The organism is Desulfomicrobium baculatum DSM 4028 (assembly GCF_000023225.1).
Classification (GTDB): domain Bacteria; phylum Desulfobacterota; class Desulfovibrionia; order Desulfovibrionales; family Desulfomicrobiaceae; genus Desulfomicrobium; species Desulfomicrobium baculatum.
This window is the reverse complement of record NC_013173.1, coordinates 2,345,961-2,368,798: the sequence shown is the minus strand read 5'-3', so window position 1 is coordinate 2,368,798 and position 22,838 is coordinate 2,345,961. Positions and strand designations below refer to the sequence as shown.

The window sequence follows — 22,838 nt, the reverse complement described above, 5'->3', positions numbered from 1 at the left end:
TCTCCTTACGTGTTGAGTCGCCCGCGACGAATTTCGTCGATGCAGGGCGTAAGGTCTTCAAGCATTTCTCCGACAGTGAAATAGAACACCTCAGAGGCGGAGGAAAAGTGCATGAGCACGTTGTTCAACGCATGGGGCACATAGGGGTATACCTTGCGCAGGTTGGCCAGGCGGTTCCTGAAAAGCAGGGAAAAATCCGCCGCTTCAAAGGAAACATCCGCCTTGCCGTCAAAATCCGGGCGAGGGATGTTGAAGGTGGTGCAGAATTTCTTGCCGACCAGGAACAAAAGCAGGTTGCCGAGGCCAAAGATGTCCAGGCCGAAGGGGTTTTCCTGGAACTCGTAGGTGTAGTCGAAATCAATCCAGACATAGTTGTCCGTGCCCTGTTCCAGCCAGAGGTGATCGCGGCGGATATCGCCATGGTTCTCGCCATTTTTGTGCAGGAATTCGATGGCCCGGCAGGCTGCGGCGAATTTATCCAGAATATCGGGCAGCATTTCAAAAAAATAGGTTTTATGATCGGCCTCCAGGCGGTCGATGTGCAGGGAGAGCAGATTGCCCTTGACCACGTCGAGGACGCGCACGTTGTTCCCGGCCGCATCATCGTGGGAGTAGCCCTGCATAAAGCGCATGTCTCCCTTGACCAGGTCCAGGATGCGCGCCTCCTTGCGCGGGCTGCGAAAGCACTCGATCTCCATGCTGCCCATGGAGACGGGGAAGCGCTCGTAAAAAACCAGCTTCAGGATCTTTCGTTCTCCCGTGGACAGCTCCCGGCATCGCTTGACCCAATATTTGGGATCTTCCACGCCGAAGCTGCGCTCTTTTTCGTCCCGCAGCACCAGGAAATATTTCCCATTCAGATCGATCACATCGCCGTAACTGATGTTCATGAATTCCGAGGTGTCGGTGAGCAGCTGTCCGGCCCGCTTGCGCGGGAAGTCCGGGTCGAAGCGGCTGATGACCTCATAAGCGTTCGTCATGCGCGTCTCCTGCGGCGTGCCCTAGGCGTGGTTGCACAACTTGAGTTCAAGGGGGTGAGGCCTGAGATACGTCTGGTTCTGCAGGTAGAATTCCTCGTATTTGAGCACATAGTGGTTGAGCAGGGTCACGGGAACAATGAGTGGCAGCACGCCGCGCGCGTACTGGTTGATCAGGTCGAGCAGTTCCTGCTTTTCATCCGGGAGCAGATCGTTCTTGAAGTAGCCCATGATGTGCTGCAGCACGTTGCGGTGTTTAGGCGGAGTGGCCTTCATGCGCATCGCGGTCATGAGATGTTCGTGGTAGTTTTTGAAAAGCTGCTCCTTGGGCATGGACTTGCCGCTCGCCACCAGCCTGCCCATGGCCCGATAGATTTCGGGGCTGTGGGCCAGGATCTGGAGTTTGTGCCGCGTATGGAAGGTGATCAGGTTGCCGAGGTTCTGACCGCCTTTGAGCGTATCGCGGTAGCGGCGGAGCACGAAGATGCGGTCGATGAAATTTTCGCGCAGGTGCACGTCGTGCAGGCGGCCCTCCTCCTCCACGGGCAGAAGGGGAAAGCGCTCCATGAACATGCGCGCGAAGATGCCCACGGACTGGCCGGCAAGGTTGCCCGATTCCGAATAGACTTTGACCCGTTCCATGCCGCTGGACGGGGATTTACTCTTGAAGATGAAGCCGCACAGGTTTTCGTTTTCCAGCTCGGCCAGACGACCCGCGGCCCAGTCCTGCATGCGCTTGGTGTGGTCGACGCGGGTTTTTTGGGTCAGAAGGCGCGGGGAATCCGGATCACCCACCAGACGCAGGGCTTCTCGCGGAATGGGCAAACCGCATTCCACCTCCGGACAGACCGGGACGTATTCCACATATTCGCCCAGGGTCTTGGTCAGAAAGGGGTCGTGCTTGTGCCCCCCGTCGTAACGGACCTTGTCCCCGAGCAGGCAACGGCTGACACCCAGCCGGATGGGTCGGTTCATGATATTCTCCTTGCCTAGGCAGCAAACCCTTGGCTGCATGCGTCGGTTCTGGTTTGTTTCTTGAAATATTCCCTGATTATGGCCTTGGTGTCCAGGATCAGGGAATGTTTACCAGCGTCGTCATCCAAGTCCGATGCGGGTCAGCTGCTGGAAGTTGTTGACCAGGCAGTAGCTGTCCACTTTAAGCTCCATGACCGCGCTGTCGGATGCGGCCGCAAAGGCGCTCAAATTCGGATGCTTCCTTGAAAAAAGAGTCACCGCCTTGTGTCTGCGTTCTCCGTCGAGCTCGGTGGCGAACGCAGTCACCGTCAGGGCCTGGGCGCTGGCCGGATCGGACGGATCGTTGCGGGCCGTGCTGACCAGGAAGGACACGTTGGGATTGGAGCTCATGTTGTCGTATTTCGCGGTCTTCCGTGGCGTGACGATGATAATGGTCCGCAAGTCATGCGAAGTCACGAAAGCCATCTGGCTGCACAGCGGTATGTCCATGAAGGAGGTGGCCAGGACTCCGGAGCGTTGTTCTCCCAGGATGTTCTCCAGGGTTTCGCGGATCTCGGGTTCGGCTATGGTGGTTTCTACAAAGTTTGGTTGTGTCATCAGAGTCGGCATTGCGAGCCCTCCTTGGGTGGGGTGACGGGTCCGAAAAGAATTTTTCCTCCAATCTTGCGGGCCAGAGCCGTGAGCATGCCCCGGAAGAGCGGGCCGTGCACAGGTATGAGCGGATACCAGTAGATCATGCCCCACAATCCCCGGGGCAGGAAACGGGCGCGCAGGGTCAATCTGGTGCGGCCTGGGTCCTCTTCATCAATATCGAACTGGAGCAGCGCTTCGCCCGGCAGTTTCATTTCGGCCAGCAGGCGCAGGCGGCGATTTTCCTCGACGACCAGCACCCGCCAGAAGTCCAGGGCGTCACCGACGCGCAGTTCTTCGGGATCACGCCGCCCGCGACGCAGGCCTGGGCCGCCGATGAGTTTGTCGGCCACTCCGCGGATTTTCCACATCCAGTTCCCATGCAGCCAGCCCTCGTCCCCGCCGAGGCGGACGATCACATTCCAGACCTGGGCCGGGGTGGCGGCCAGGGTCAGGGTGTGCGCCGATTCCAGCACCGTGCCTCCGGCGTAGGGTGCGTCGCCGCAGTCTATCCATTCCGGTACGCGCTGCAGGCCCGCGTCGGACCAGCAGGTTTCCACCTCGTGCCGAACCGTGCGGTCCAGGGCCCTCGTGATGGCCTCTTCGCAGCCGAGTAGGCGGGTCGGAACAAGCTCCCGGATGCTGTTTTCCCGGCATACGACCTTGTTACGCAGTCCTTCGGCCAGGGGGCGCGACAGGCTGGATGGGACCGGGGTGACCATCTGGATCCAGTAGGAGGAGAGCCTCGGCGTCAGTACCGGCACCGGGATGATGATGCGCGGCCGTAGTCCGGCCACGCGGGCATAGATGTCGAAAAGATCGCGGTAGCTGAGGATGTCCGGGCCGCCGATGTCCATGGTGCGGCCGGAGGTCTCGGGATGTTCCAGGCAGCCGACCAGGTATTCGAGCACATTGGTCACGGCGATGGGCTGGCACAGGGACTTGACCCAGGCCGGGGTGATCATGAGCGGCAGGCGGTCCACCAGGTAGCGCAGGATTTCAAAGGACGCGCTGCCCGAACCGATGATCATGGCCGCCCGCAGCCAGGTCAGGGGGACCGGCCCGCTGCCGAGAATCTCGCCGACTTCCATGCGCGATTTGAGATGTTCGCTCAAATCCTTGTCCGTGTCGCCAAGCCCTCCCAGATACAGGATTCGCTCAAGACCGGCTTCCCGGGCCGCATCACGCATGATCATGGCGGCTCGCTTGTCGCGATCCTCAAAATTCTTCACGCCGGGATACATGGAATGGACCAGATAGTATGCCGCGTGACATCCGCGCAGGGCGTCGGTCAGCGCCGGCTGATCCAGGGCGTCGGCCTGGACCAGCTCCACGTTCGGATGGGCGGCGAAAGGCCTGCAGCGCAGCTTTTCCGGATTGCGGCCCACAGCGCGTACATTCCAGCCGCGCTCCAGCAGCGCTGCAACCAGACGGCCTCCGATGTAACCCGTGGCCCCGAGGACGGCGACAGTCCGGTTCTGTTCCATGCTTCAACTCCTGATAATATTTGAAGTTACAGATAGTTCCTTTGCGGCGTCTGGCAACCGTCTTTACTCTCGTTCTCAAGAGACCTATTGCTTCGGGAAAGCATTCAAATATTTCATACTGACGAGGTTGCCGTGAATATACATGTATTTCGGGATGGTGGCGAGTTGAAAGATGCCGTGCTGCTCATGTTTCGTTTCGAAGGAAAGGGGTGGGACAAAGCGGATCAGGATCGCGCACGACGTGTCGGGCTTGATCCGGAGATTTCTTTTTCGGGCAAGGCCGGGCGGACCAGACTGTGCTCCGCAGCGGGCGGAACCTGCCTGCTGGTGGGCCTTGGCAAGGCGGACGATCTTGATCTGGAAGGATTTCGCGCTGCCGTGGGCACGGCTGTGCGGGCCGCGGCCAGCCAGGAGATTGCCTCCCTGGCGGTGGCTTCCGACCATCTGGATCGGCTGGAGCTGGCCGACGACCTGACGCTGGAATGCGTTGTGGCCGCGCGGCTGGCCAGTTATCGTTTCGTCGCCTTCAAATCCGACCCCGGCGAAGAGGACTGTCCTGCGAGCCTGGCGGTCTGGAGCGGCGAGGCGGACATGGAGGCAAAAGTGGCCCGGGCCCTGGCTGTGGCGGATGGAGCCGCCCTGGCCCGAGATCTGGTCAACACCCCGGCCAACGTGGCCACACCCGAATATCTGGCAGGGGTTGCCCGTGATCTGGCTGAAAAATTCGGGTTTGGCGTGCAGGTCTATGGCCCCGAGGAGATCGTGGGCATGGGCATGGGCTCCTTTGCCTCGGTTTTTCGCGGCAGCGACACCCCCGCCCGGTTCATCGTGCTCGATTCGATGCCGGGCAGCGATGCGAAGCCACTGGTCTTTGTGGGCAAGGGCGTGACCTTCGACACGGGCGGCATCTCGCTCAAGCCTTCCGCCAAGATGCATGAAATGAAAGGGGACATGGCCGGGGCCGCCGCCATCCTGGGGCTGTTCAAGACCCTGGGCCAGGCCGGGGGAGGAGGGCGGCGCGTCGTCGGGCTCTTGCCATGCACGGAGAACGTGCCGGGCAGCAGGGCCACCAAACCCGGCGACGTGGTCACGGCCATGAACGGCAAAACCATCGAGATCCTGAACACCGACGCCGAGGGCCGCCTCATCCTGGCCGACGCCCTGGCCTACAGCGAGCGCTTTGAGCCCGAGATCCTGGTCGATCTGGCCACCCTGACCGGGGCGTGCCTCGTGGCCCTGGGCACCAAGGTCGCCGCGGTTTTCTCCACCACGGCGGAGCTGGACCAGCGCATCCGCGAAAGCGGCAGCCGGGTGGGCGAAAGGTTCTGGCCCATGCCGCTGTGGAAGGAGTACGGCGTGCCGCTGAAGGGTGAAGTGGCGGATCTGAAGAACATCGCCACGCGCGAGGGCGGGGCGATCTATGCGGCCATGTTTTTGAAGAATTTCGTGCCCGAAGGAGTGGACTGGGCCCATCTGGACATAGCGGGGCCGGCCTGGACCGATGAGAATGCGTCCATCTTCAGACCCGGCGGGACCGGGTTCGGCGTGCGGACCCTGTGGGAGCTGGTTGACGCGTATGCCGGGCAGGAGGGGGAGACGGCGTTTTAAGGCGCGAGTGTGAATTGAGTTGGCGCTTGGCCGGGCGCGTGGTCGGGGCTGGCCGGAACCGGAGTTGGAGTCAGTTTTGGAGTTGGCGATTGGTCGGTGGACGCGTGGCCAGGGTTGGACGGAGACGGAGCGTCGAAACTCCCTCGCTGGCCTCGTAATGTTTCCCCGCTGCGTGCAGAGAACATCGGCATGCGCTTTGGGCGGACCAGCAGCGGGGAAACAAACGATGCCTGGCTCGGTCAGACAGTCGACGCACCGTCTCCGCCCAACCCCGCCCACGCTTGGCGACAGCGCGGAAGGGGAAATGGAAAGAGCGCAGTCACACCTGTCATTTGTCCGTTCCTAATGAATCCCAGTCGTTCCGTCTCCGCGTCATCCCCGCGCAGGCGGGGATCCATGTCTTTTCGGCGGCGTGAAGAAAATCTATCGGAGCGGTATCCATGCGTCTCTTCATAGGCATCCCCCTTCCCGGCGAGTACGCGCAAATCATTGGCAGGATTCAAGAGGCGTGGAAAAAGCGTCTGACTTCGAAGATGTCGTGGGTGCGGCCGGATCTGGCTCATGTGACGCTCAAGTTTCTGGGCGAAGTGGATGAGGATAGGGTTGTGGCCATTGTCCAGGCGATGCGGGAGGCGGCTCGGGGAAGTTTTGAGATGCAGGGGGGCGCGGGCGGTTTTTTTCCTCCCAAAGGCGCGCCGCGTGTGATCTGGGTCGGTTTGCGCCAGGGGCGCGAGGAGTGCGCGGCGTATTTTGAGGAACTTGATGGAGGATTGGCTCAGGCCGGGTTTGTGGCCGAGTCGAAACCCTTTGCCGCGCACCTGACCGTGGCCCGGGTCAAGGCCGCCATGCGAAGCGACGATTGGTCCGGTCTGCTCGTAGATTTGAAGAGGGATTGGCCTGCGTTCACGGTGAGTCATGTCGTGCTCTGGCAGAGCATCCTGAAGTCCTCCGGGCCGGAGTATCGAAGAGTGGCGGAAGTGGGACTGGAGAAATGAGCGCAAGGCGCAGGTCGGGGGACATTTTCCCCGGCCTGCGCCTTGTCGTTGAATGCGGTCTATTGCGGGAGCTTGCTCATCTCGATGATGGCCGTGGCATAGGCCAGGCGCAAGCTTTCAAGGTATTCTGGGTCAGCCTGACCCTTCCAGGTGGTGACCTCCAGAAAGCGTTTGGGAATTTTCACGGCCATGGGGTCGAAGCCGCCCGCCATCCGGGCCTGCCAACGCAGTTTCTGGATGGAGGCCGCCGCGTCGTCAAGGTTGTCGGCCAGTTCGCGTCCGCCGAGCACCGTCAGGCACTGGCGCAGCGTGTCCGGCTCATAGACCTTGCGGGCGAAGAGGCAGGCCACCATGGAGGTCAGGACCACCCGCTCGCGCTCGTCCTCCAGCAGAAAGGCCAGGGCCTTGTCCACGTCCTTGGGCGCGTTCGACTGGTCGTAGCTGTAGGCCCCGGTGTCCAGGTGCGAGTGCCGAAGGCCCAGGGACTGGGACACGTAGAAGACCTCGCCCGTGGCGTACCCGGCCATTTCCTGGCCCAGGACACAGGCGAAATCCTCGCCTCCGTAATGTTTGGCCGCGACCATGGTCCCGGCCGCGAGGAGTTTCCAGAACTCGCTGGCCGCCCCGGCTAGCAGGTGCACGGCTTTCAGATACCCCTGGACATCGCCGAAGCGCAGTTCGATCCCGGTCTGTTCCGCCGTGACCACTCCTTTTTCCAGCGCCTCCGTGGCCCAGGCCAGCGCCACGCCGCCGCTCATGACGTCGAGTCCGGCCTTCTCCACTTCGTCCATGACCGTGAGCACTTCCGGGGCATGGGTCAGGCCGAGCATGGAGCCGGTGGCGAAGATGGGCTCGTAGTCGTAACCGACCTGCCTGTAGAGGTACTGGTTGTCCTTGTCGAACTTCTCGCGCACGAATCCGATATGGATGCATCCCACCGGACATCCCGAACAGGCCGCATTGCGCAACAAGGTGTCGTCGGCGAAGCGTTCGCCCGTGATGCCCTCGATGCCCGGGTCCGAGGTGGCCTGCAGGTTGCGCCAGGGCAGGGCTTTGAGTTCATTGAGCGCCTCCAGATTCGAGGCCGTGCCCAGGTTGTGGTACTTGCGCATCATGTCCGTGTCGGTGAGTTTGCGGTAGATGTCGTCGTACAGCGCGCCGTAGTCCTTGCCCTCGGGCAGGCCCTGGGAGCCGTTGCCTTCGATGGCGATGGCCTTGACGTTCTTGGCGCCCATGACCGCGCCGCCGCCGAGGCGGCCGAAATGGCGGTAGGTGTCGACGTTGATGCAGGCCATGGCCGATTTGTTCTCGCCAGCCACGCCGATGCGCATGATGGTCCGGTGGCCGGAGCCCTTGAGGATACGTCGCAGCAGCTTGCCAGTGGTCAGGGCGTCCTTGCCCCACAAGTAGCCCGCGTCCATGAACTCGATGACATTGGCGCCCAGATGCAGGACCATGGGACGCTCGGAGCGGCCGATGATGACCAGTGCATCGAGGCCCGCAAAGCGCAGCGCCAGGGCGCTGCGGCCTCCGGCGTGGGACTCGGCGTACTGGCCGTGCAGGGGCGATGTGAAGGCGCAGACGGTCTTGCTCATGAGCGGAAAAAATCCAGTCAGGGGGCCGATGCAAAAAATCAGGGGTTGCAGTGGATCATCCCAGGCCAGCTCGGGCTTGGCGTAATCGAGATGAAGCTTCGCGGCCAGACCCGATCCGCCGAGATACGTGGCGACGCCGGGCAGGCTGCGGATGGTGGAGCGGCCCGAGGACAGGTTCACTTCCAGTATTTTGAAGGTGCTTGAGATCATGCTTCCACCTCCTGCATTTCCAGACAGTCGTGAGGACAGAAGCCCACGCAGTTGCCGCAATGGATGCAGACATATGGATTGCCTTGGCGGTCCTGGGCGATGGCGTCCACCGGGCAGGCGGCCACGCATTTGCCGCACTGGATGCAGAGCTTCTTCTGCTGGATGACCCCGCCTCCTTTTCGCTGCTTGAGGCTGCCCGTGGGGCAGGCCGCCGCGCAGGGGGCAGGGTTGCAAGCCAGACAGACCTTGGCCAGAAAGCCGGTGGACAGGCCGCCGGAGGACAGGATGCGGATGCCGGCATTTTCCCAGGACAGGCATTTGTGGACCGCGCGGGCGCAGGCCAGGGAGCATGAATGGCAGCCGATGCATCGGTCCATGCGGGTCGCGACGAGTTGTTTCATAAGTGCTTTCCCATGAATGTGGTTCGAAAAAAATAAGGGTATGTGTCTTTTGCGCGATTGTGAAGGGCTGGGCAAATGGTTTACAAGCCTGGATAAACATGAAAGCGGGAGGCTGCACAGGAGGTGAACGTGGCGGAACGTGTTTTTTCCATCGTGACCAGACCCGATACGGGACTGGAACTTTTCGAGATTATTCAGAATCGTGTCAGTGAACTGCATGGTCGCGGCCTGGCCAAAGTCGTGGGCTACGAGGTCATGAGCAACGGCCGGGTCATCCTCTTGAAGGTGCGGGGGCCGGCGGAAGACGTCATGCCCTCGGATGAAACCCTGGAGTCGGTCCTGGACGACGATTTCGTGGAGCGGCTCGAAGCCCTGGCGCAGGAGCTGGTGGACGGGTTTTATGTGCCGTCTTTCGCTCACTGCGCTTCGGAATTGGGCGACGAAACTTCATGAAGGAGAAATCCATGCAGCCGCGCGTCAGCATGATCACACTTGGAGTGGCGGACCTCGAACGGTCCAAGGCGTTTTATCGGGACGGACTGGGTTTCCCGCTGATGGGCGAAGACCCGCAAGTTGCGTTTTTCACCTTGAACGGCACGTGGCTGGGGCTTTACGGGCGGGAAGCGCTGGCTGAGGATGCCACCGTATCGCCTGAGGGTGGAGGTTTTCCCGGATTTGCCCTGGCCCACAATGTTGCCAGCGAAGCCGAGGTCGATGCCGTGCTGGCCCAGGCCGTGGCTGCGGGCGCCGAACTGGTCAAGCCGGGGCAGAAGGTTTTCTGGGGTGGGTATTCCGGATATTTTCGCGATCCTGACGGATTTTTGTGGGAAGTGGCCTGCAACCCCTTTTTCTGGGTTGGGCCGCCCGATACCACCGCGCAGGGCTGAAAGACCGGCCCTGATCAGAGCCGGCCGATTTTTTTGAGCTGAATTTCCAGGCAGGACAAAGCCGCGGGCGTGATCCCGGAAATGCGTCCGGCCTGGCCCAGGGTGCGGGGCTGGACGCGGGTCAGTTTTTCCACGACTTCGCGGGAGAGGCCGGGGATGCCCGTATAGTTCATGTCTTCGGGCAGCGTGGTCTGCTCCATCTTCTCGAAACGATCCACCAATTCCTGCTGGCGCCGCAGATAGCCTTCGTATTTGGTCTTGATTTCTGCCTCTTCCAATGCTTCCCCGTCAAAATTTTCAAGCTCCGGCCACAGCGGCGTGAGCATGTCGATGGTCAGCTCCGGCTGCCGCAGCAGCTCTTTGAGGCTGACGGCCTTTTGCGGGATGGTGCCGCCCATGGCCTCGACCAGGTTTCTGGTCGCGGCATCGGGGCGCACGCGCAGCGCTTCCATTCCGGCCATGATCTCATTCACGGCGGTCTGTTTGCGGGTGAATCGCTGCCAGCGGCTGTCATCGACCAGACCCAGGTCGCGGCCGATCGCGGTCAGGCGCTCGTCGGCGTTGTCCTCGCGCAGCAGAAGGCGGTGTTCGGCCCTGGAGGTGAACATGCGGTAGGGTTCGAGCGTGCCTTTGGTGACCAGATCGTCCACGAGGACTGCGATGTAGGCCTGGCTGCGGGTCAGGATCAGCTCCGGCTCGCCGCGCAGGGCGAGGACCGCGTTGATGGCCGCCCACAGGCCCTGCCCGGCCGCTTCCTCATAGCCGGAGGTGCCGTTGATCTGCCCGGCCATGTACAGCCCGCGCACGAGCTTGCTCTCCAGGGTGGGTCTGAGCTGCGTCGGGGGGACGTAATCGTATTCGATGGCATAGCCCGGCCGGATGATCTGGGCTTTTTCCAGGCCGGGGATGGACGCGACGAGAGCCTTTTGGATGTCCAGCGGCAGGCTGGTGGGGATGCCGTTGGGGTAGACCTCGTGGCTGGTCAGGCCTTCGGGCTCGACAAAGATCTGGTGCCGATCCTTCTCCGGGAAGCGGGCGATCTTGTCCTCGATGGACGGGCAGTAGCGCGCCCCGGTGCCTTTGATGACGCCGGTGAACATGGGCGAGCGGTCGAACCCGGTGCGGATGATCTCGTGGGTGCGCTCCGTGGTGTAGGTCACGAAGCAGGGCAGCTGCTGAAGCCTGATGCCGGGGCTGTCAAAGCTGAAAGGCCGGGGCGGGTTGTCGCCGGCCTGTTCCTCCATGACCGAATAGTCGACGGATGACTTGAGCAGCCGGGGCACGGTGCCGGTCTTGAGGCGCCCCAGTTCGAAGCCCAGTTCGCGCAGCCGGGGCGAGAGGCCGCTGCTGGCCGGATCGCCGTAGCGGCCGCCGCTGAAATTGTTGAGGCCGACATGAATGAGGCCCTGCAGGAAGGTGCCCGTGGTCAAAAGCGCCGCCCGGCAGGGGATGGTCTCGCCCAGGGTGGTGACCACGCCTGTGACGCGTCCGTCCTCCACGGTCAGCGACGCGGCGGTCTCCTGGCGCACGAAGAGGTTCGGGCAGGTGAAGATGTCCTGCTGCACGACCTTCACGTATTCGGCCCGGTCGATCTGGGCGCGGCTGGAGCGCACGGCCGGGCCCTTGCGGGTGTTCAGTATGCGGAACTGGATTCCGGCCTGATCGGCCCATTTGCCCATCATCCCGCCCAAAGCATCGATCTCCTTGACCATGTGGCCCTTGGCCAGGCCGCCGATGGCCGGATTGCAGGACAGGTGTCCGATGCGGTCGGCGTTGATGGTCAAGAGGAGCGTCTGCATGCCCATGTGCGCGGCCGCCATGGCCGCTTCGCACCCGGCATGGCCGGCGCCCACGACAATGATGTCGAATGTTTCGGGCACGGTTGGGATGATCATGTTCTTATGCCTGGTCTTCGAAGAGGAGATGGGCAAACACCCGTGCGTCGGCGAGGGTGGCCGTCACGGACGCGTGTTCGTTGGGCTGGTGCGCCGTATGCATGAGGGTGGACCAGCACACGGCGGGAAGTCCTCGCTTGCGGAACGCGGCCGCCACCGTGCCGCCGCCGATGCCGATTGCGCGTGCCGCAAGCCCGCGTGTTTTTTCAAGGACGGCGGTCAGTCGTTCTGCGGCCTCGCAATCTGCAGGAGTAGCCGGGGCGGCCTGCTCCCTGACCACGGGCGCAAAGGCGATGCGCACGCCCCGTTCGGCCTCCACCTTGTCGCAGATGAGGCGTATCTCCTGCTCGATCTCTTCCAGCGGGTACGAGGGCAGCACGCGGCAGTCGAGATGAAAGACGTCCTGGCCCGGGATGGTGTTCACGTTGGGGACGTTGGCTTCCATCTTGGTCGGCGCAAAGGTGGACATGGGCGGATCGAAAAGCGGATCGCACGCGTCGAAGACCGTGTGCAGCCTGTCCAGGGCCAGAATCAGCGCCGAAGCGCCGACCAGGGAATTGACTCCGGCCTCCGGGGTCGAGGCGTGGCATTGCCTGCCCTGTACCGTGAATCTGAGCCAGAGCACGCTTTTTTCAGCGACCTCGATGGCATCCCCTGCCGGAGTACCGAAGTCCGGGATGACGATGAGGTCATTTGGCGCGAAGACCTGCGGGTGATGGGTCATGATGTATTCGATGCCGTACGTGTTGCCCGTCTCTTCGTCGGCCGCGAGCAGGATGCCTAACGAGAGGTCAGTCCGCGCTGCGACCGTTTCCAGGGCGCGCAGCAGGAGCAGCGCGCTGACCATGCCCTGGTGGTTGTCTTCCACGCCCCGCCCATAGATGAGGTCGCCCTCCTGGCGCAGCACGAACGGATCGCTTTCCCACAGGGACAGGTCGCCGGTGGGCACGACGTCGGTGTGGGCGATGAGCCACAGCGTGCGCGGGCTTTTTCCCGGCCGCCTGACGATCAGGCTGGGCCGGTAGCCGCACTCGACCCTGTCGTCCGGAGCTTTGATCATTTCCGTCCGGACGCCTGCGAATCGGCTCGCATACTCGGCCAGGTATTCCACCTTGGCCTTTTCGCCCTGACCCGCGTTGGTCGGCCCGAGGGCGGGGATGGCCACAAGGTCCGTCTGCAGTCGCAGCAATTCCTCGCGGCTGTTTTTCAGGAGTTCAAGTACAGTGCTGAGCATGGTGGCGTCCTTCGGGGATCTGGATGACGTGTGGTGTCTCTTGTGCCCGGAATTTTGAAGAAAAAAAAGGCAGGAAAGTCCTGCCTTGTACGTAGTCCGTGATGAAAGGCTCTAACGGCCTTTGGCTGCGCGCTTGGATGCCTTGAGCGGGTTGACCTTGGCCTTGCCCTTGCCGGGCGCGGTCTTGGTGTGGGTCGAGAAATTGCAGATTCCCAGTCTCCACTTGGCGGCGGGCTGGGGATAGGTGCCGCAGTACTTGGCGCCTTCGAATTCCTTGATCCGCTCGCAGCCTTCACACTGTTCCACAATCTGGTGCATTACAACGCCGTTGACCTGAACGCCTTCGTCGGTCGTAACGGCGTTACTGAAATCTACTGCCATGAGGCTCCTCCATAATTTTGTCCTGAAATGCTGCCGCGTCTTCGGCCGGTGAAAATAGCGGCTTCACGCTGATCACCGGAAACTCGCTTTATTTTTCGAATCAAACATAAAAGTCAAGCCTTTTTTTCCTGCATCAAGAGCGCCTCCCCCTTTTCCGTTCACGATTTCAGGCCCTTTTGCCGGCTTGCACCGGGGGCGGCGCGCTTCATTCAAGCGCCGCGCTGCACTTGGGCATATTGAGTCGCGCATAAAGAAACCAGAGCCCGCATGAGGCTCTGGTTTTCTTGCGTGAGCACTTGTGGCTGAACCTATGAGGATTTCTTGGGATCTTCGAGACTCAGGAAGGATAGGTCGTCGTCGCCTGATTTCCCGGAAGGATTTTCCGAAGAATCGGTTCCGAAATCAAGAAGAATCTCCGTCTCCGGGGAGAATGAAGGTTTCTTGGCCGAAGCGCCTTTAGATCGAGGCTCGTCATCCAAAGGCGCGAGCATTTCTTCCAGTTCCGGAATGAACAGGTCTTCGCGCTTCGCCTTGGCCGGAGCAGGTGTTTGCGGAGCGGCCGGAGTGTCGAAGGACGCGCTGAAGTCAAGCTCGACCATGTCTTCGGGCGGGAGTGTTTCCAGAAACAGGTCCTCGTCCGCGTTGGGTGCCGGGGCTTTTTTCGCGGGAACTGGGTCTTTGGCCGGGGCTTCGGCCATGCTGAAATCCAGATCCGGAAAATTCGAGACGTCGATGTCGGTATTTTTCGTCGCGGCTGCCGCAGGGTGTGCCGGGGGCGCTGCCAAATAGTCCGTCGCCGAAGCGCTCATGCTGTGTGTATGAGCCTCGACTTTCGCCGGCTTTGCTGAAGACTCGGGCACGGACTGTGGTGCTACTGCGTCATGGACCAGCCAGTTGGTTCCCGAGGCGAGGATCCAGTTCAGGTAGAGAGCCTTGCGGGATTCTTCCCAGTCTGCTCCGCACTTGGGGCATGCGCTGACATGATCAAAGGAATGGAATTTACATTTTTTACAGTACATGGGGTGTCCTGAATTGGCGTTGGTTTATGTTTACGCGTACCCACGTACACTGAAATGCTTCTCTTATGCAAGCTGCCTGGCCATTGGTGAAAAATGAAAAAGCGTCATGTGGGTCGCGTAAAGAGGGAGGTGTTTCTATACCGGGTGTGTGCGACGGCTTGGGCCCGGGTTGTTCGCGGCGGTTTCAAAAAAGAAGGAGGCGGGAGACTTTTGCTTCCCGCCTCGCGTAAAACCGAGATGACTAAATACCAAATGCGATGTGATTCCGGTCTGTTCGCCGGGCCGGTTCTGGGCCGGCGGTTGGCATCCATGTTGTCATTGTGACTGGAATAAACGCCTCTACAGTCTGTTACCTGTGTTACCTTGGGAGTTTCCTTCCAACGCGCCTTTCAACCAACAATTTGTTTTTGGTTTCTGACCAACGCGCCTCTTTCTTCAAATCGAAAGACGTTCCCTAGGGATGTTTACAGCCGACACGCCTGCTTAGAGGTTTTTTCCTGATTTCCTTCCAACACGCCTCTGCGGTACAGATTTGGTTGTCGGTTTCTTTTGAACGCCACCTTGAGACATTGGAACCATTTTAAATCCGCATGCGGCTGGTTCTTGATTTCAGCTAGTACTGCAAAGCAAGCAAAAGTCAAGGCCTATTTCTTGCGCATTCTGTCGGCCATGATCTTGGTGCCTGCGGCGAAGATGCCGCAGACGACGCCCATGAAAAAAGCCTTGACCGGCTCATAGCCGAACCAACTGGCGATCATGCCGATGGAACCGCCGATGATGACTCCGCGCATGACGGCATGGCTTGGAGTGTTTTCATTTGATCTGTCGCTCATTTTTCCTCGTATGCGGGCCTGAATCAGGCCGTGTTTTTTGCATCCATCATAGCGTGAAGCTGGTTCAGGATGCGTTTTTTGTAGAGTTGGACCACGTCTTCCCTGTTCATGATCATGTCCAGCTGCCGTGTATGGATGAGGATGTGGCCCAGGATCTCCAGATGATTTTCGATGAATTCCTGGTCGCAGTCGTCCAGTCGGGCGAAGAGCGCATCTTCCCGCACCCGTGTTTGGAAATTGAACTCGTCAAGTATTTCTCCGACGAATCGTGCTCTGCGGACTTTGCGCTGGTGGTCCGTGGCCCCGCCTTTGAACTGAAAGCGGATGTAGTTCTCTCGCGGCCGTGGCCCTGCCAGGGCTTCTACGGACGTGAAGTGATACCCGAACCTGGACTGCAGATTACAGAAGTGTTTCGAAATCATGAAATAGTTTTTTTCCGAGAACTGGGATGCCATGGCCGGTTCCAGGTTCCGGTTCGTCGCGGACTGGAAAAGCACCGACATGAAGCCTTTGCAGTCGATGCAGGGAGGTCCTTCCCAGGGGTAGGCCACTATGCCTCGCCAGAGCGCAAGCATGGGGACGGAGGAGATCTTGTCCAGCGGGATCATTTTGTCGCCGGTATCAGTGAGAAATCCGTCCTCAAGATTGATGATCCACCATTGCATGGGCACGATGGTCTTGAGCTGCTTGCTCGACCTGGGAGAAAAATTGTGGTCGCGGCCGAAACTGAACATCTCCTGCACGGATTTTTCATGGCAGAAGCGGGTTATGTCGTGCAGCGTCTTGCAGTTGGCCGGAGTGAAGTCGATGCCGTCGGGGTCGAGAAGCCCCAGCGGCGTGATGAAGCGATTGACATTCAGCAGGGTCTGAAAAACCGGGCTGCCTTCCATCATGTTCGGCCGCGCCGGGTTCCGGTCCAGCAACGCTTCCTGCAATCCTGCGTAAACGGCCCTGTTGTCGGCGTCGAGAGTGATCTCCTGACCGGCTTCAAGGATGCTTGTTGCGGAGTGAACGCCGAACAGCGCCGGCACATTGAATTCGCGGGCCACGTTGGCCAGATGGCCGGCCGCGCTGCCCTGTTCGGCGATGACGCCCTGACATCTGTTCAGGACGGCGGCCCATTTGGGTGTCGCCTCGACACAGACCAGGATCGCCTTTTCCGGAAGCACGAGAATGTCCACGTCCTTCTTGACGATATGCACGACTCCGTGGGCTGTGCCCGAGCTGGCCGTCTGCCCGTCCTGGATCAGGGGCTGTGCGCCCGGCAGCAATTCCGGCGCAGGCTGGGTCTGGCGAATGTCCAGGGGGCGCGTTTGCAGCAGGAACAGGCGGCCTTCGGGAGTGTAGGCCCACTCGATGTCCTGGGGAGTTCCGTAATGGGCTTCGATGCGAGAGGCCATGGCCGTGAGTTCGAAAATCTGAGCATCGTCCAGGGTCGGCAATCCCACCAGCTCCGGATCGACGGAAACCCTGCAAACGCCTTCGGTCCCGGAGCAGGCCAGGGCGGATTCCTTGCGCGGCACGGATCGTTCGACGATGCGGGGCGGGGGGCCTTTTTCGAGCAGGAACCGATCGGAAGTGGCGGTGCCGTCGACCACGCCCTTGGCCATTCCCCAGGCCGAAGTGATCTGGAGGCGGTTGTCCGCGGCGTTGAGCGGGTTGGACGTGTACATGACCCCGCCCGCCTTCGAAGTGACCATGCTCAGGCATCCGACGCACATGAGCACGTCGTCGTCCCTGATGCCGAGCATGTAGCGATAGGTCATGGCGTGGGCTGAATATTTGCTGGCCACGACCTCCTTGTAGCCTTCCAGGAGGCTGTCCCGGTCCAGGTTCAACAGCGAGCGGTGTTGCCCGGCAAAGGACGCGCCTGCGCTGTCCTCGCCCAGGGCGCTTGAGCGCAGCGCCACGTTGATCTGCCCGCCTTCGCGTGCGCAGAGGCGGTCGTAGGCGGAGAGGAGAGCCTCTTCCAGCTCTTTGGGCACCTCGGCCGCGAGGATCATGCCTCGGATCTTGGCGCACATCTCCAGAAGGGCGATGGGCTGGTCGGTGCCGTTATTTTCCGTCTCGTCTTCGTCATCGTCGGAGTGCCCGGGGAGGGTGCAGGCCCCGAAGTGCGAGGCCATGGGGTGCCCAAGCACGAGGCAGTTGATCTCGTCCCAAAGACCGCTCTGTTGCATGAAGACCATGTAGGCCTGCGCGGTGATGGCGAATCCGGCAGGAACGGGGATCTGCAGAGTGTTGCGCAGCTCACCCAGATTGGCCATTTTGCCGCCGACGTCCTCCACGTCATGGGCGGTTATCCGGTCCAGGTCGAGCACAAGCTCCTGACGGCGGCTTGTCTGCTTGAGCGTGAGTTCCTGTTGAATCTGGTCCTGTATGGTGCGCAGGGCATCGCGCAGCCCCAGATATTTTCCAGGCGCGAGGTAAAGCAGGTTTTCCACGATATTGTAGACTTTGGCCGTGGCTCCCGTGGCCCTGGATCTGACGAAATGCATGCCGAAGTGGCGATGCCCCTGGGCGGCCTCCTCCAGTTCCGTCATGAAGTCCAGCGCGCCGTTGTTCGCGGACAGGAGCCTGCGAAAGGCCTGGTATCTGGCCCTGAAAAGGTCTTCCTGCTCGTTGTCCTGCTCCTTGGTCGGGGCTGGAGGGGAAAAGATGTTCTTGACGCGCTGGATCAGGTTCATGCGTGCTCCGCGATATCCGTCCGAGGGCTGGGCCGGGTACTCGTGTTGTGTAAACGAGTAGTGACACAGACCGGCGGGTCCAGGCAACCGGACAGGATCGGTCATTTCGGGGGAATGCGAAAAGTTACTGGTGGCTGAAGGCGTAATCGCCGTTCATGAACGCATCCACGTACCTGGCGATTTCCGAGTCGTCGTCGAGCCGCCAATCCAAAGCCCGCACGGCGGCGAGGAGACGACCGAGCATGTCCAGGCGCTCCAGAAAACGGCGCTGGTCGTACTTGCGGATTTCAGCCCTGAGCGAGTCTGCGCTCTGGGTGACCCTGAACCCCTGGCGGCGCAGGATTCCGGCCAGAACCAGCGTCCGCCGGACCCGCTGCTCGTATTGCGCGGCCCCGCCCTTGAAGGAAAAGGTGATGTAGTTGTCGTTGATGACCGGCCCCGAATACGAGTCGATGGTGGCGAAGTGGTTGCCCAGGCGTCCGCTTAAATTGACATAGGTGTCCGACACGACCGCATAGCAGGTGGGCGGGGGCTGGTTTTCTTGGGTGCGCCCTGCAAATTTGGGAATCCGGGGATGTCCCATGCCTTGGAGCAGGGCGATGAGGGGAGCGCAGCGCAGGTCGGCCAGCTCAACCCAGGATGAAGCGGCTTTTGAGGTGATGCCTCCCCCCAGGTCGACCAGCAGGACGCGAAAGGGCAGCACTGCCCGCAATTCGCGGGCCACGCCGGTGTGCGGGGAGAGGCCGTCGGAGAGGCGAAACATCTCCTGCATGGCCATTTCGTGCGCGAAACGGATGATGTCGTGCAGGCTGCGGCAGCCTTGCGCTGAAAACTCCGGAAGTTGCGGGTCCACCAGATGGAGGGGATTGATGAACTTCATGGCCTCCTGCAGCGATTTGTACACGGGGCTGCCCTTCATCAGGTTCACGGGCTTGCGCTTGGACAGGATTTCCGCGACTTGGCCGGCATAGACGACCTGGTTGGTGGCATCGAGGGTGATCTCCATTCCATGGGTCAGCAGAGCGGTGCCCGTGCCCGCACCGACCAGGGTCGGGATGCCGAACTCCCGCGCCACCGAGGCCATGTGGCCGTTGGGGCTGCCCACATCGGTGATGATCCCCGCGACCTTGCCCATGGCCGCGACGTAGGTCGGGGAAGTTTGCCGGGCCACCAGGATGGCTCCCTGAGGAACGGCGCTCAGTTCATGGTCCGGCTGAACGATGTAGACCGGGCCCGAGGCGGCTCCGGGGGAGGCCGTTTGACCTCCGAACAGAAGCGGTGCCCGGCCCGGCACGAGTTTGCAGCATTCGGCCTGATTCAAGCCGTCGGCGCGTTGCAGGGGCCTGGCCTGAAGGATGATCAACTGGTCTTTTTCGTCCAGCGCCCACTCGATGTCCATGGGCATGCCGTAATGGGCTTCCAGGCGCAGGGCGTAATCCGCGAGGATGTCGACCTGCGTGGGCGTCAGGCAGGGCTGCTCCCGCAGTGTCTCCTGCACGGGCCTGGACACGATGCCGCCTTGGGCTAGCACGACGAATTCGGATTTTTTGTCCGCGACGTGCGTGACAAGAATTTGTTTGTCCTCTCTGCGCACGCGCCAGAAGTCCACGTCCATGGAGCCGTCGACCACGCTGACTCCCAGGCCCCAGGCCGCCGCGAGCAGCAGGTCGTCGCTGTGGGCCGAGTTCGGATCGATGGTGTAGAGGACGCCGCTGGCTTTGGACTCGATCATGGTCAGGACCAGCACGCTCATCATCACGTCCTGCTCGGAATAGCCCTTGGTCCGGCGGTAGAACACCGCTCTGGCGGTGAAGGCGCTGGCGACGACGGCGCTCCAGGCCCGGCTCAAGGTCGCCGGGGCGGCTCCGAGAACCGAGGCGTGCTGGCCGGCAAAGGATGCGTCCGAGTCCTCGCAGACAGCGGATGACCGCACGGCCAGGCGGACTTTCGGGCCGAAGCGGTTGATTATTTCCCGTGTCTTGTCCATCAAGCCCTGTTCAAGGGCAGGAGGGAGCGGCGCGGTCATGATCCGTTCGCTGGCTTTGGCGCAGACCTTTTCCAGGGCCGCGATGTCCGATAAATCCATTGCCGCCAGCTGATGCCGCAAGGTGTCGAGCAGGTCCGTCTGTTCCAGGAAGAGGGCGGCCGCCGAGGCCGTGACCGCAAAACCGGACGGGGTGGGCAGACCGATCTTGTTGCGGATTTCTCCCAGGTTCGCGGCCTTGCCTCCAACCTCCTCCAGGTGTTCCAGGGTGATCTCTTCAAGCGGCAGGATGAGAGTGGAGAAGTCGAAGGTTCTTTGCCGGTTCAGCGCATTCAAGGCGTTCCCGGCGGCAGTTTCGATGCTCTCGAAAAGTTCGGGGAATTGGCCATCGCACAGGGCGTTCACGTCCTGCGCCAGATGACGGCAATGTTCCGCCATGGCTTCGACCAGGGTCACGGCCTCTTCCCGGGTGAAGGATCCGCCTTCGTGGATCATGCGCTCCAGGGACGTCATTTGTTCCAGAACGATGTTGTTGCGGGAAAGCAGATTTTTGAAAAACTGGTATTTTTGTTCCAGTTTCTGGCGGGCGTCGGGCGCATTCCCGGACAGTTTGGTGGCTGTGCGCTCCGTCATGTTCAAGCCTTCATCCTTTCTGGTCACGAGGACATGGCCCGCGCTTCCAGGGGAAGGCGGACCGTGAAGGTTGCCCCCCGTCCTGGACGACTTGTCGCGAAGACCTGTCCGCCTATGCGTTGCAGAATGCCGTGGCTGATGGACAAGCCGAGTCCCGCGCCCTTGCCTGGAGCCTTTGTGGTGAAAAAAGGGTCGAAAATCTTGTGCATGTTTTCTTCGGGGATACCAAATCCCGTGTCTTCGACCTGCAGGCAGACGCCGTCGTCGTCATCGCGCTTCGTGCTGATGGTGATGCTGCCGCCTTCGGGCATTGCGTCCATGGCATTGTTGATCAGGTTGATGAGCAACTGGCGGAGCAAGGCCGGTTCGCTGAGAATGACAGGCAGGCCCGGTTCCAGTTTTTCGTGGATCTCGATATTCTTTTGCGAAGCCTCGCGGCGGCGCAGGGTGGCGACGTCGAATACAAGAATGTTGAGTTGTACGTCGCGGATGGTGCCATCGGTTTTGCCGCCGAAACTGAGGAGCTTGTGGGTGATTTCACGGCTTCGCGCGGTCTGCGTCACAATCTGGCGCAGGGCGTCCCGCAATTCTCCGGCATCGGGATGGTCCTTGAAGGATTCGCGCTTGAGCACGTCCTGCATCCAGCCTGCCTCCTCGCCGATGATGGCCAGGGGATTGTTGACCTCGTGGGCGATGCCCACGCCAAGCTGACTTATGGCGTCAAGTTTCCGGACCTGCATGTGATGGTCGGCCAGTCGGACGCGTTCCTGTTCCATGTTTTCCTGCCATGCCAGTATCTTTTTGGTGGTGAACAGCGCGGCGGCGATGAGAATGGCCAGCCCAAGCACGCCGAAAAACAGGAAACGGACGGTTTGAACGTTGAGCGGCTCACGTAATTCCCGTTCGTCGCGCTGGACCACAAGGCGCCAGTCGGGGTTTCCGGCCACGGAGAGGATGCTGGACCATAGCCGTGTTCCCCTCCATTCCCGCTTGGAAATAACGTCTTTGCGCGGCGCTGTCACGGCCAGGTCCGGATCCACGCTGTCCAGGATCCCTCCGTGCAGCACGGATCTGGTTTGCAGAATACCTGTCTTGTTGATCAGGAAAACCTCTCCCGTGCGGCCGATCCTTTCCTTGTCCAGAAGGGCGCTGAACAGGACCGCGTTCACGGACAGGCATGCGAGGCGACCGTGTGCATCGTTGCGCAACGGGGCTGCGATCTGAAAATTCGTAAGCCCGTCGGACCCGGTGCGGATTTTCGTGATGATAAGGCCGGACGGCGTCCGCGTTCTGCCTGAAAGATCGGAGAGGGTGGGCTTGAGATCCCCAAGATCGGGGTGCCCGGCAACGGCGAGCTGTTCCCCGTCTTGTGCCGTTATGACAATGCCTTTCAGCCACGCCATGTCCTTGTGCCACGTTTCATAAGCGTCAGCGAGTTCCGCTTCAATATTTGCCTTGTTTTTCAAGGACGGTCCGAGTGCCTGCAGCGCTTGCGCGGCTGCATGCAGTTCCCGCTCGACCCGTTCGCGGTATGTGTTTGCGAGCGTGTGGATTTCGGCTTCGCGCAGAGTTCTGAAATGTGTTTCCAGGGTCTGAAGTGCGTACGAAAAAATGCAGATAAAGATGAAGAACGTCGGCAGGAGCAGGTACATGGCGACCGTGTATCTCAGGCTTCGACTTTGTGATGAGCGTCCAGCGTCGAGCATGTTTTCCCCTTGTATGCCCACATGATGAGGAAAAATTCAGGAAAGCGGCCGGGGGAGTTTTCCCCCGGCCCGTCAAATCAGGTGCCAGCGCAATGGCGGCTTATGGCTGGCGTCTCCTAGACCCATCTTTTCTGCAGCTTGTCGAGCAGGGCCTTTTCTTCGGCCTTGCGCAGCCTTTCGTCGCGATCCTTTTTGATTTTGTAGGCTTCCTGGATCTTGACCACAAGGTACTCGTACTCGCATGGCTTCATGAGGTAGTCATAAGCCCCGAGGCGCATGCCTTCCACCGCCGAAGACACATCTCCGTGGCCGGTGAGCATGATCACTTCCACGCCAATGTGCTTGGCGCGGATCTCGGCCAGGGTTTCGATACCGCTCATTCCCGGCATCTGGATGTCAAGTATGGCCACGTCGAACTTGTTGGTGGCGAGCATATCCAGCGCTTCCATGCCGCTGGCTGCGCCGCTCACATTGTATCCGGTTTCCATCAAACGCTTGCCCAGTGTTTCGCGAAAACGGTCTTCGTCATCGATCAGCAGCAATCTTGGCAGATTATCCATTATATCCTCCTCGTTTTGACCGTCAGTCCGGGACGGTCAACCGTTTGTCGTTATTGATGCAATTCTCTCTTTTCACATAACGTATCCGATATGGCGTATCAATGAGCAGGGGGGAGGGGCGCTTTTCCCTCCCCGTGAACA

Annotated in this window: 19 protein-coding genes; 4 read left to right on the top strand and 15 right to left on the bottom strand. The window is 60.7% G+C overall.

All coding sequences use genetic code 11. The features are described 5' to 3' along the window. Window positions 1-5: 5 nt before the first annotated feature. The 4 genes from DBAC_RS10320 to DBAC_RS10305 form a co-directional block, all read right to left on the bottom strand. Window positions 6-980 carry a hypothetical protein gene (locus DBAC_RS10320; RefSeq protein WP_015774237.1) on the bottom strand — a complete coding sequence of 325 codons (975 nt, stop codon included), beginning with the start codon at window positions 978-980 and terminating at the stop codon, window positions 6-8. 21 nt (window positions 981-1,001) lie between these two features. Beyond that, window positions 1,002-1,952, bottom strand: coding sequence for a YbgA family protein (locus DBAC_RS10315; protein WP_015774236.1), 951 nt, complete (start codon window positions 1,950-1,952; stop codon window positions 1,002-1,004). A 120-nt stretch (window positions 1,953-2,072) separates the two neighbouring features. Beyond that, on the bottom strand, window positions 2,073-2,561 hold the full coding sequence (locus tag DBAC_RS10310) for a pyridoxamine 5'-phosphate oxidase family protein (RefSeq protein WP_015774235.1): 489 nt from the start codon (window positions 2,559-2,561) through the stop codon (window positions 2,073-2,075). Further along, on the bottom strand, window positions 2,549-4,069 hold the full coding sequence (locus DBAC_RS10305; RefSeq protein WP_015774234.1) for an SDR family oxidoreductase: 1,521 nt from the start codon (window positions 4,067-4,069) through the stop codon (window positions 2,549-2,551). The genes DBAC_RS10310 and DBAC_RS10305 overlap by 13 nt, the downstream gene beginning before the upstream one ends. Before the next feature lie 132 nt (window positions 4,070-4,201). On the opposite strand from DBAC_RS10305, the gene DBAC_RS10300 reads away from it, so the two are divergent. Both DBAC_RS10300 and thpR read left to right on the top strand, forming a co-directional pair. Continuing rightward, window positions 4,202-5,677, top strand: a complete 1,476-nt coding sequence (locus DBAC_RS10300) for a leucyl aminopeptidase (RefSeq protein WP_015774233.1) — start codon at window positions 4,202-4,204, stop codon at window positions 5,675-5,677. Between the two features lie 440 nt (window positions 5,678-6,117). Then, on the top strand, window positions 6,118-6,672 hold the full coding sequence (gene thpR, locus DBAC_RS10295) for an RNA 2',3'-cyclic phosphodiesterase (RefSeq protein ID WP_015774232.1): 555 nt from the start codon (window positions 6,118-6,120) through the stop codon (window positions 6,670-6,672). Window positions 6,673-6,731: 59 nt separating this feature from the next. Here thpR and DBAC_RS10290 read toward each other — a convergent pair whose 3' ends face one another. Both DBAC_RS10290 and DBAC_RS10285 read right to left on the bottom strand, forming a co-directional pair. Then, entirely contained in the window at window positions 6,732-8,477 is a 1,746-nt protein-coding gene (locus tag DBAC_RS10290; RefSeq protein WP_015774231.1) for an aldehyde ferredoxin oxidoreductase N-terminal domain-containing protein, read from the bottom strand. Then, window positions 8,474-8,878, bottom strand: coding sequence for a 4Fe-4S binding protein (locus DBAC_RS10285; protein WP_015774230.1), 405 nt, complete (start codon window positions 8,876-8,878; stop codon window positions 8,474-8,476). The genes DBAC_RS10290 and DBAC_RS10285 overlap by 4 nt, the downstream gene beginning before the upstream one ends. 129 nt (window positions 8,879-9,007) lie before the next feature. On the opposite strand from DBAC_RS10285, the gene DBAC_RS10280 reads away from it, so the two are divergent. Together DBAC_RS10280 and DBAC_RS10275 are read left to right on the top strand one after the other, a co-directional pair. Then, window positions 9,008-9,331: a hypothetical protein gene (locus DBAC_RS10280; RefSeq protein WP_015774229.1), complete on the top strand. Its 324-nt coding sequence runs from the start codon at window positions 9,008-9,010 to the stop codon at window positions 9,329-9,331. Window positions 9,332-9,342: 11 nt separating this feature from the next. Then, window positions 9,343-9,765 carry a VOC family protein gene (locus tag DBAC_RS10275; protein ID WP_015774228.1) on the top strand — a complete coding sequence of 141 codons (423 nt, stop codon included), beginning with the start codon at window positions 9,343-9,345 and terminating at the stop codon, window positions 9,763-9,765. Between the two features lie 14 nt (window positions 9,766-9,779). Here DBAC_RS10275 and mnmG read toward each other — a convergent pair whose 3' ends face one another. From mnmG to DBAC_RS10230, 9 genes are all read right to left on the bottom strand, one after another. Next, window positions 9,780-11,660 (bottom strand): tRNA uridine-5-carboxymethylaminomethyl(34) synthesis enzyme MnmG, encoded by a 1,881-nt coding sequence (gene mnmG / locus DBAC_RS10270; RefSeq protein WP_015774227.1) that lies wholly within the window; start codon window positions 11,658-11,660, stop codon window positions 9,780-9,782. 4 nt (window positions 11,661-11,664) lie between these two features. After that, on the bottom strand, window positions 11,665-12,894 hold the full coding sequence (locus DBAC_RS10265; protein ID WP_015774226.1) for a M20 family metallo-hydrolase: 1,230 nt from the start codon (window positions 12,892-12,894) through the stop codon (window positions 11,665-11,667). 111 nt (window positions 12,895-13,005) lie between these two features. After that, window positions 13,006-13,275: a PxxKW family cysteine-rich protein gene (locus DBAC_RS10260; RefSeq protein ID WP_015774225.1), complete on the bottom strand. Its 270-nt coding sequence runs from the start codon at window positions 13,273-13,275 to the stop codon at window positions 13,006-13,008. Window positions 13,276-13,583: 308 nt separating this feature from the next. Next, window positions 13,584-14,294 (bottom strand): hypothetical protein, encoded by a 711-nt coding sequence (locus tag DBAC_RS10255; RefSeq protein ID WP_015774224.1) that lies wholly within the window; start codon window positions 14,292-14,294, stop codon window positions 13,584-13,586. A gap of 644 nt (window positions 14,295-14,938) precedes the next feature. Continuing rightward, window positions 14,939-15,127, bottom strand: coding sequence for a hypothetical protein (locus tag DBAC_RS10250; protein ID WP_015774223.1), 189 nt, complete (start codon window positions 15,125-15,127; stop codon window positions 14,939-14,941). A gap of 23 nt (window positions 15,128-15,150) precedes the next feature. After that, window positions 15,151-17,814, bottom strand: coding sequence for a PEP/pyruvate-binding domain-containing protein (locus DBAC_RS10245; protein ID WP_015774222.1), 2,664 nt, complete (start codon window positions 17,812-17,814; stop codon window positions 15,151-15,153). Between the two features lie 124 nt (window positions 17,815-17,938). Continuing rightward, window positions 17,939-20,431: a PEP/pyruvate-binding domain-containing protein gene (locus DBAC_RS10240; protein ID WP_015774221.1), complete on the bottom strand. Its 2,493-nt coding sequence runs from the start codon at window positions 20,429-20,431 to the stop codon at window positions 17,939-17,941. Window positions 20,432-20,454: 23 nt separating this feature from the next. Next, on the bottom strand, window positions 20,455-22,137 hold the full coding sequence (locus DBAC_RS10235) for a sensor histidine kinase (RefSeq protein WP_015774220.1): 1,683 nt from the start codon (window positions 22,135-22,137) through the stop codon (window positions 20,455-20,457). 116 nt (window positions 22,138-22,253) lie between these two features. Then, entirely contained in the window at window positions 22,254-22,697 is a 444-nt protein-coding gene (locus tag DBAC_RS10230) for a response regulator (protein ID WP_015774219.1), read from the bottom strand. Window positions 22,698-22,838: the final 141 nt, after the last annotated feature.

Bases quoted from the DNA above. Each gene is read 5' to 3' on its own strand.
- DBAC_RS10320 (WP_015774237.1), bottom strand. From the start codon at position 980: ATGACGAACGCTTATGAGGTCATCAGCCGCTTCGACCCGGACTTCCCG.
- DBAC_RS10315 (WP_015774236.1), bottom strand. From the start codon at position 1,952: ATGAACCGACCCATCCGGCTGGGTGTCAGCCGTTGCCTGCTCGGGGAC.
- DBAC_RS10310 (WP_015774235.1), bottom strand. From the start codon at position 2,561: ATGCCGACTCTGATGACACAACCAAACTTTGTAGAAACCACCATAGCC.
- DBAC_RS10305 (WP_015774234.1), bottom strand. From the start codon at position 4,069: ATGGAACAGAACCGGACTGTCGCCGTCCTCGGGGCCACGGGTTACATC.
- thpR (WP_015774232.1), top strand. From the start codon at position 6,118: ATGCGTCTCTTCATAGGCATCCCCCTTCCCGGCGAGTACGCGCAAATC.
- DBAC_RS10290 (WP_015774231.1), bottom strand. From the start codon at position 8,477: ATGATCTCAAGCACCTTCAAAATACTGGAAGTGAACCTGTCCTCGGGC.
- DBAC_RS10285 (WP_015774230.1), bottom strand. From the start codon at position 8,878: ATGAAACAACTCGTCGCGACCCGCATGGACCGATGCATCGGCTGCCAT.
- DBAC_RS10275 (WP_015774228.1), top strand. From the start codon at position 9,343: ATGCAGCCGCGCGTCAGCATGATCACACTTGGAGTGGCGGACCTCGAA.
- mnmG (WP_015774227.1), bottom strand. From the start codon at position 11,660: ATGATCATCCCAACCGTGCCCGAAACATTCGACATCATTGTCGTGGGC.
- DBAC_RS10265 (WP_015774226.1), bottom strand. From the start codon at position 12,894: ATGCTCAGCACTGTACTTGAACTCCTGAAAAACAGCCGCGAGGAATTG.
- DBAC_RS10260 (WP_015774225.1), bottom strand. From the start codon at position 13,275: ATGGCAGTAGATTTCAGTAACGCCGTTACGACCGACGAAGGCGTTCAG.
- DBAC_RS10255 (WP_015774224.1), bottom strand. From the start codon at position 14,294: ATGTACTGTAAAAAATGTAAATTCCATTCCTTTGATCATGTCAGCGCA.
- DBAC_RS10250 (WP_015774223.1), bottom strand. From the start codon at position 15,127: ATGAGCGACAGATCAAATGAAAACACTCCAAGCCATGCCGTCATGCGC.
- DBAC_RS10245 (WP_015774222.1), bottom strand. From the start codon at position 17,814: ATGAACCTGATCCAGCGCGTCAAGAACATCTTTTCCCCTCCAGCCCCG.
- DBAC_RS10240 (WP_015774221.1), bottom strand. From the start codon at position 20,431: ATGACGGAGCGCACAGCCACCAAACTGTCCGGGAATGCGCCCGACGCC.
- DBAC_RS10235 (WP_015774220.1), bottom strand. From the start codon at position 22,137: ATGCTCGACGCTGGACGCTCATCACAAAGTCGAAGCCTGAGATACACG.
- DBAC_RS10230 (WP_015774219.1), bottom strand. From the start codon at position 22,697: ATGGATAATCTGCCAAGATTGCTGCTGATCGATGACGAAGACCGTTTT.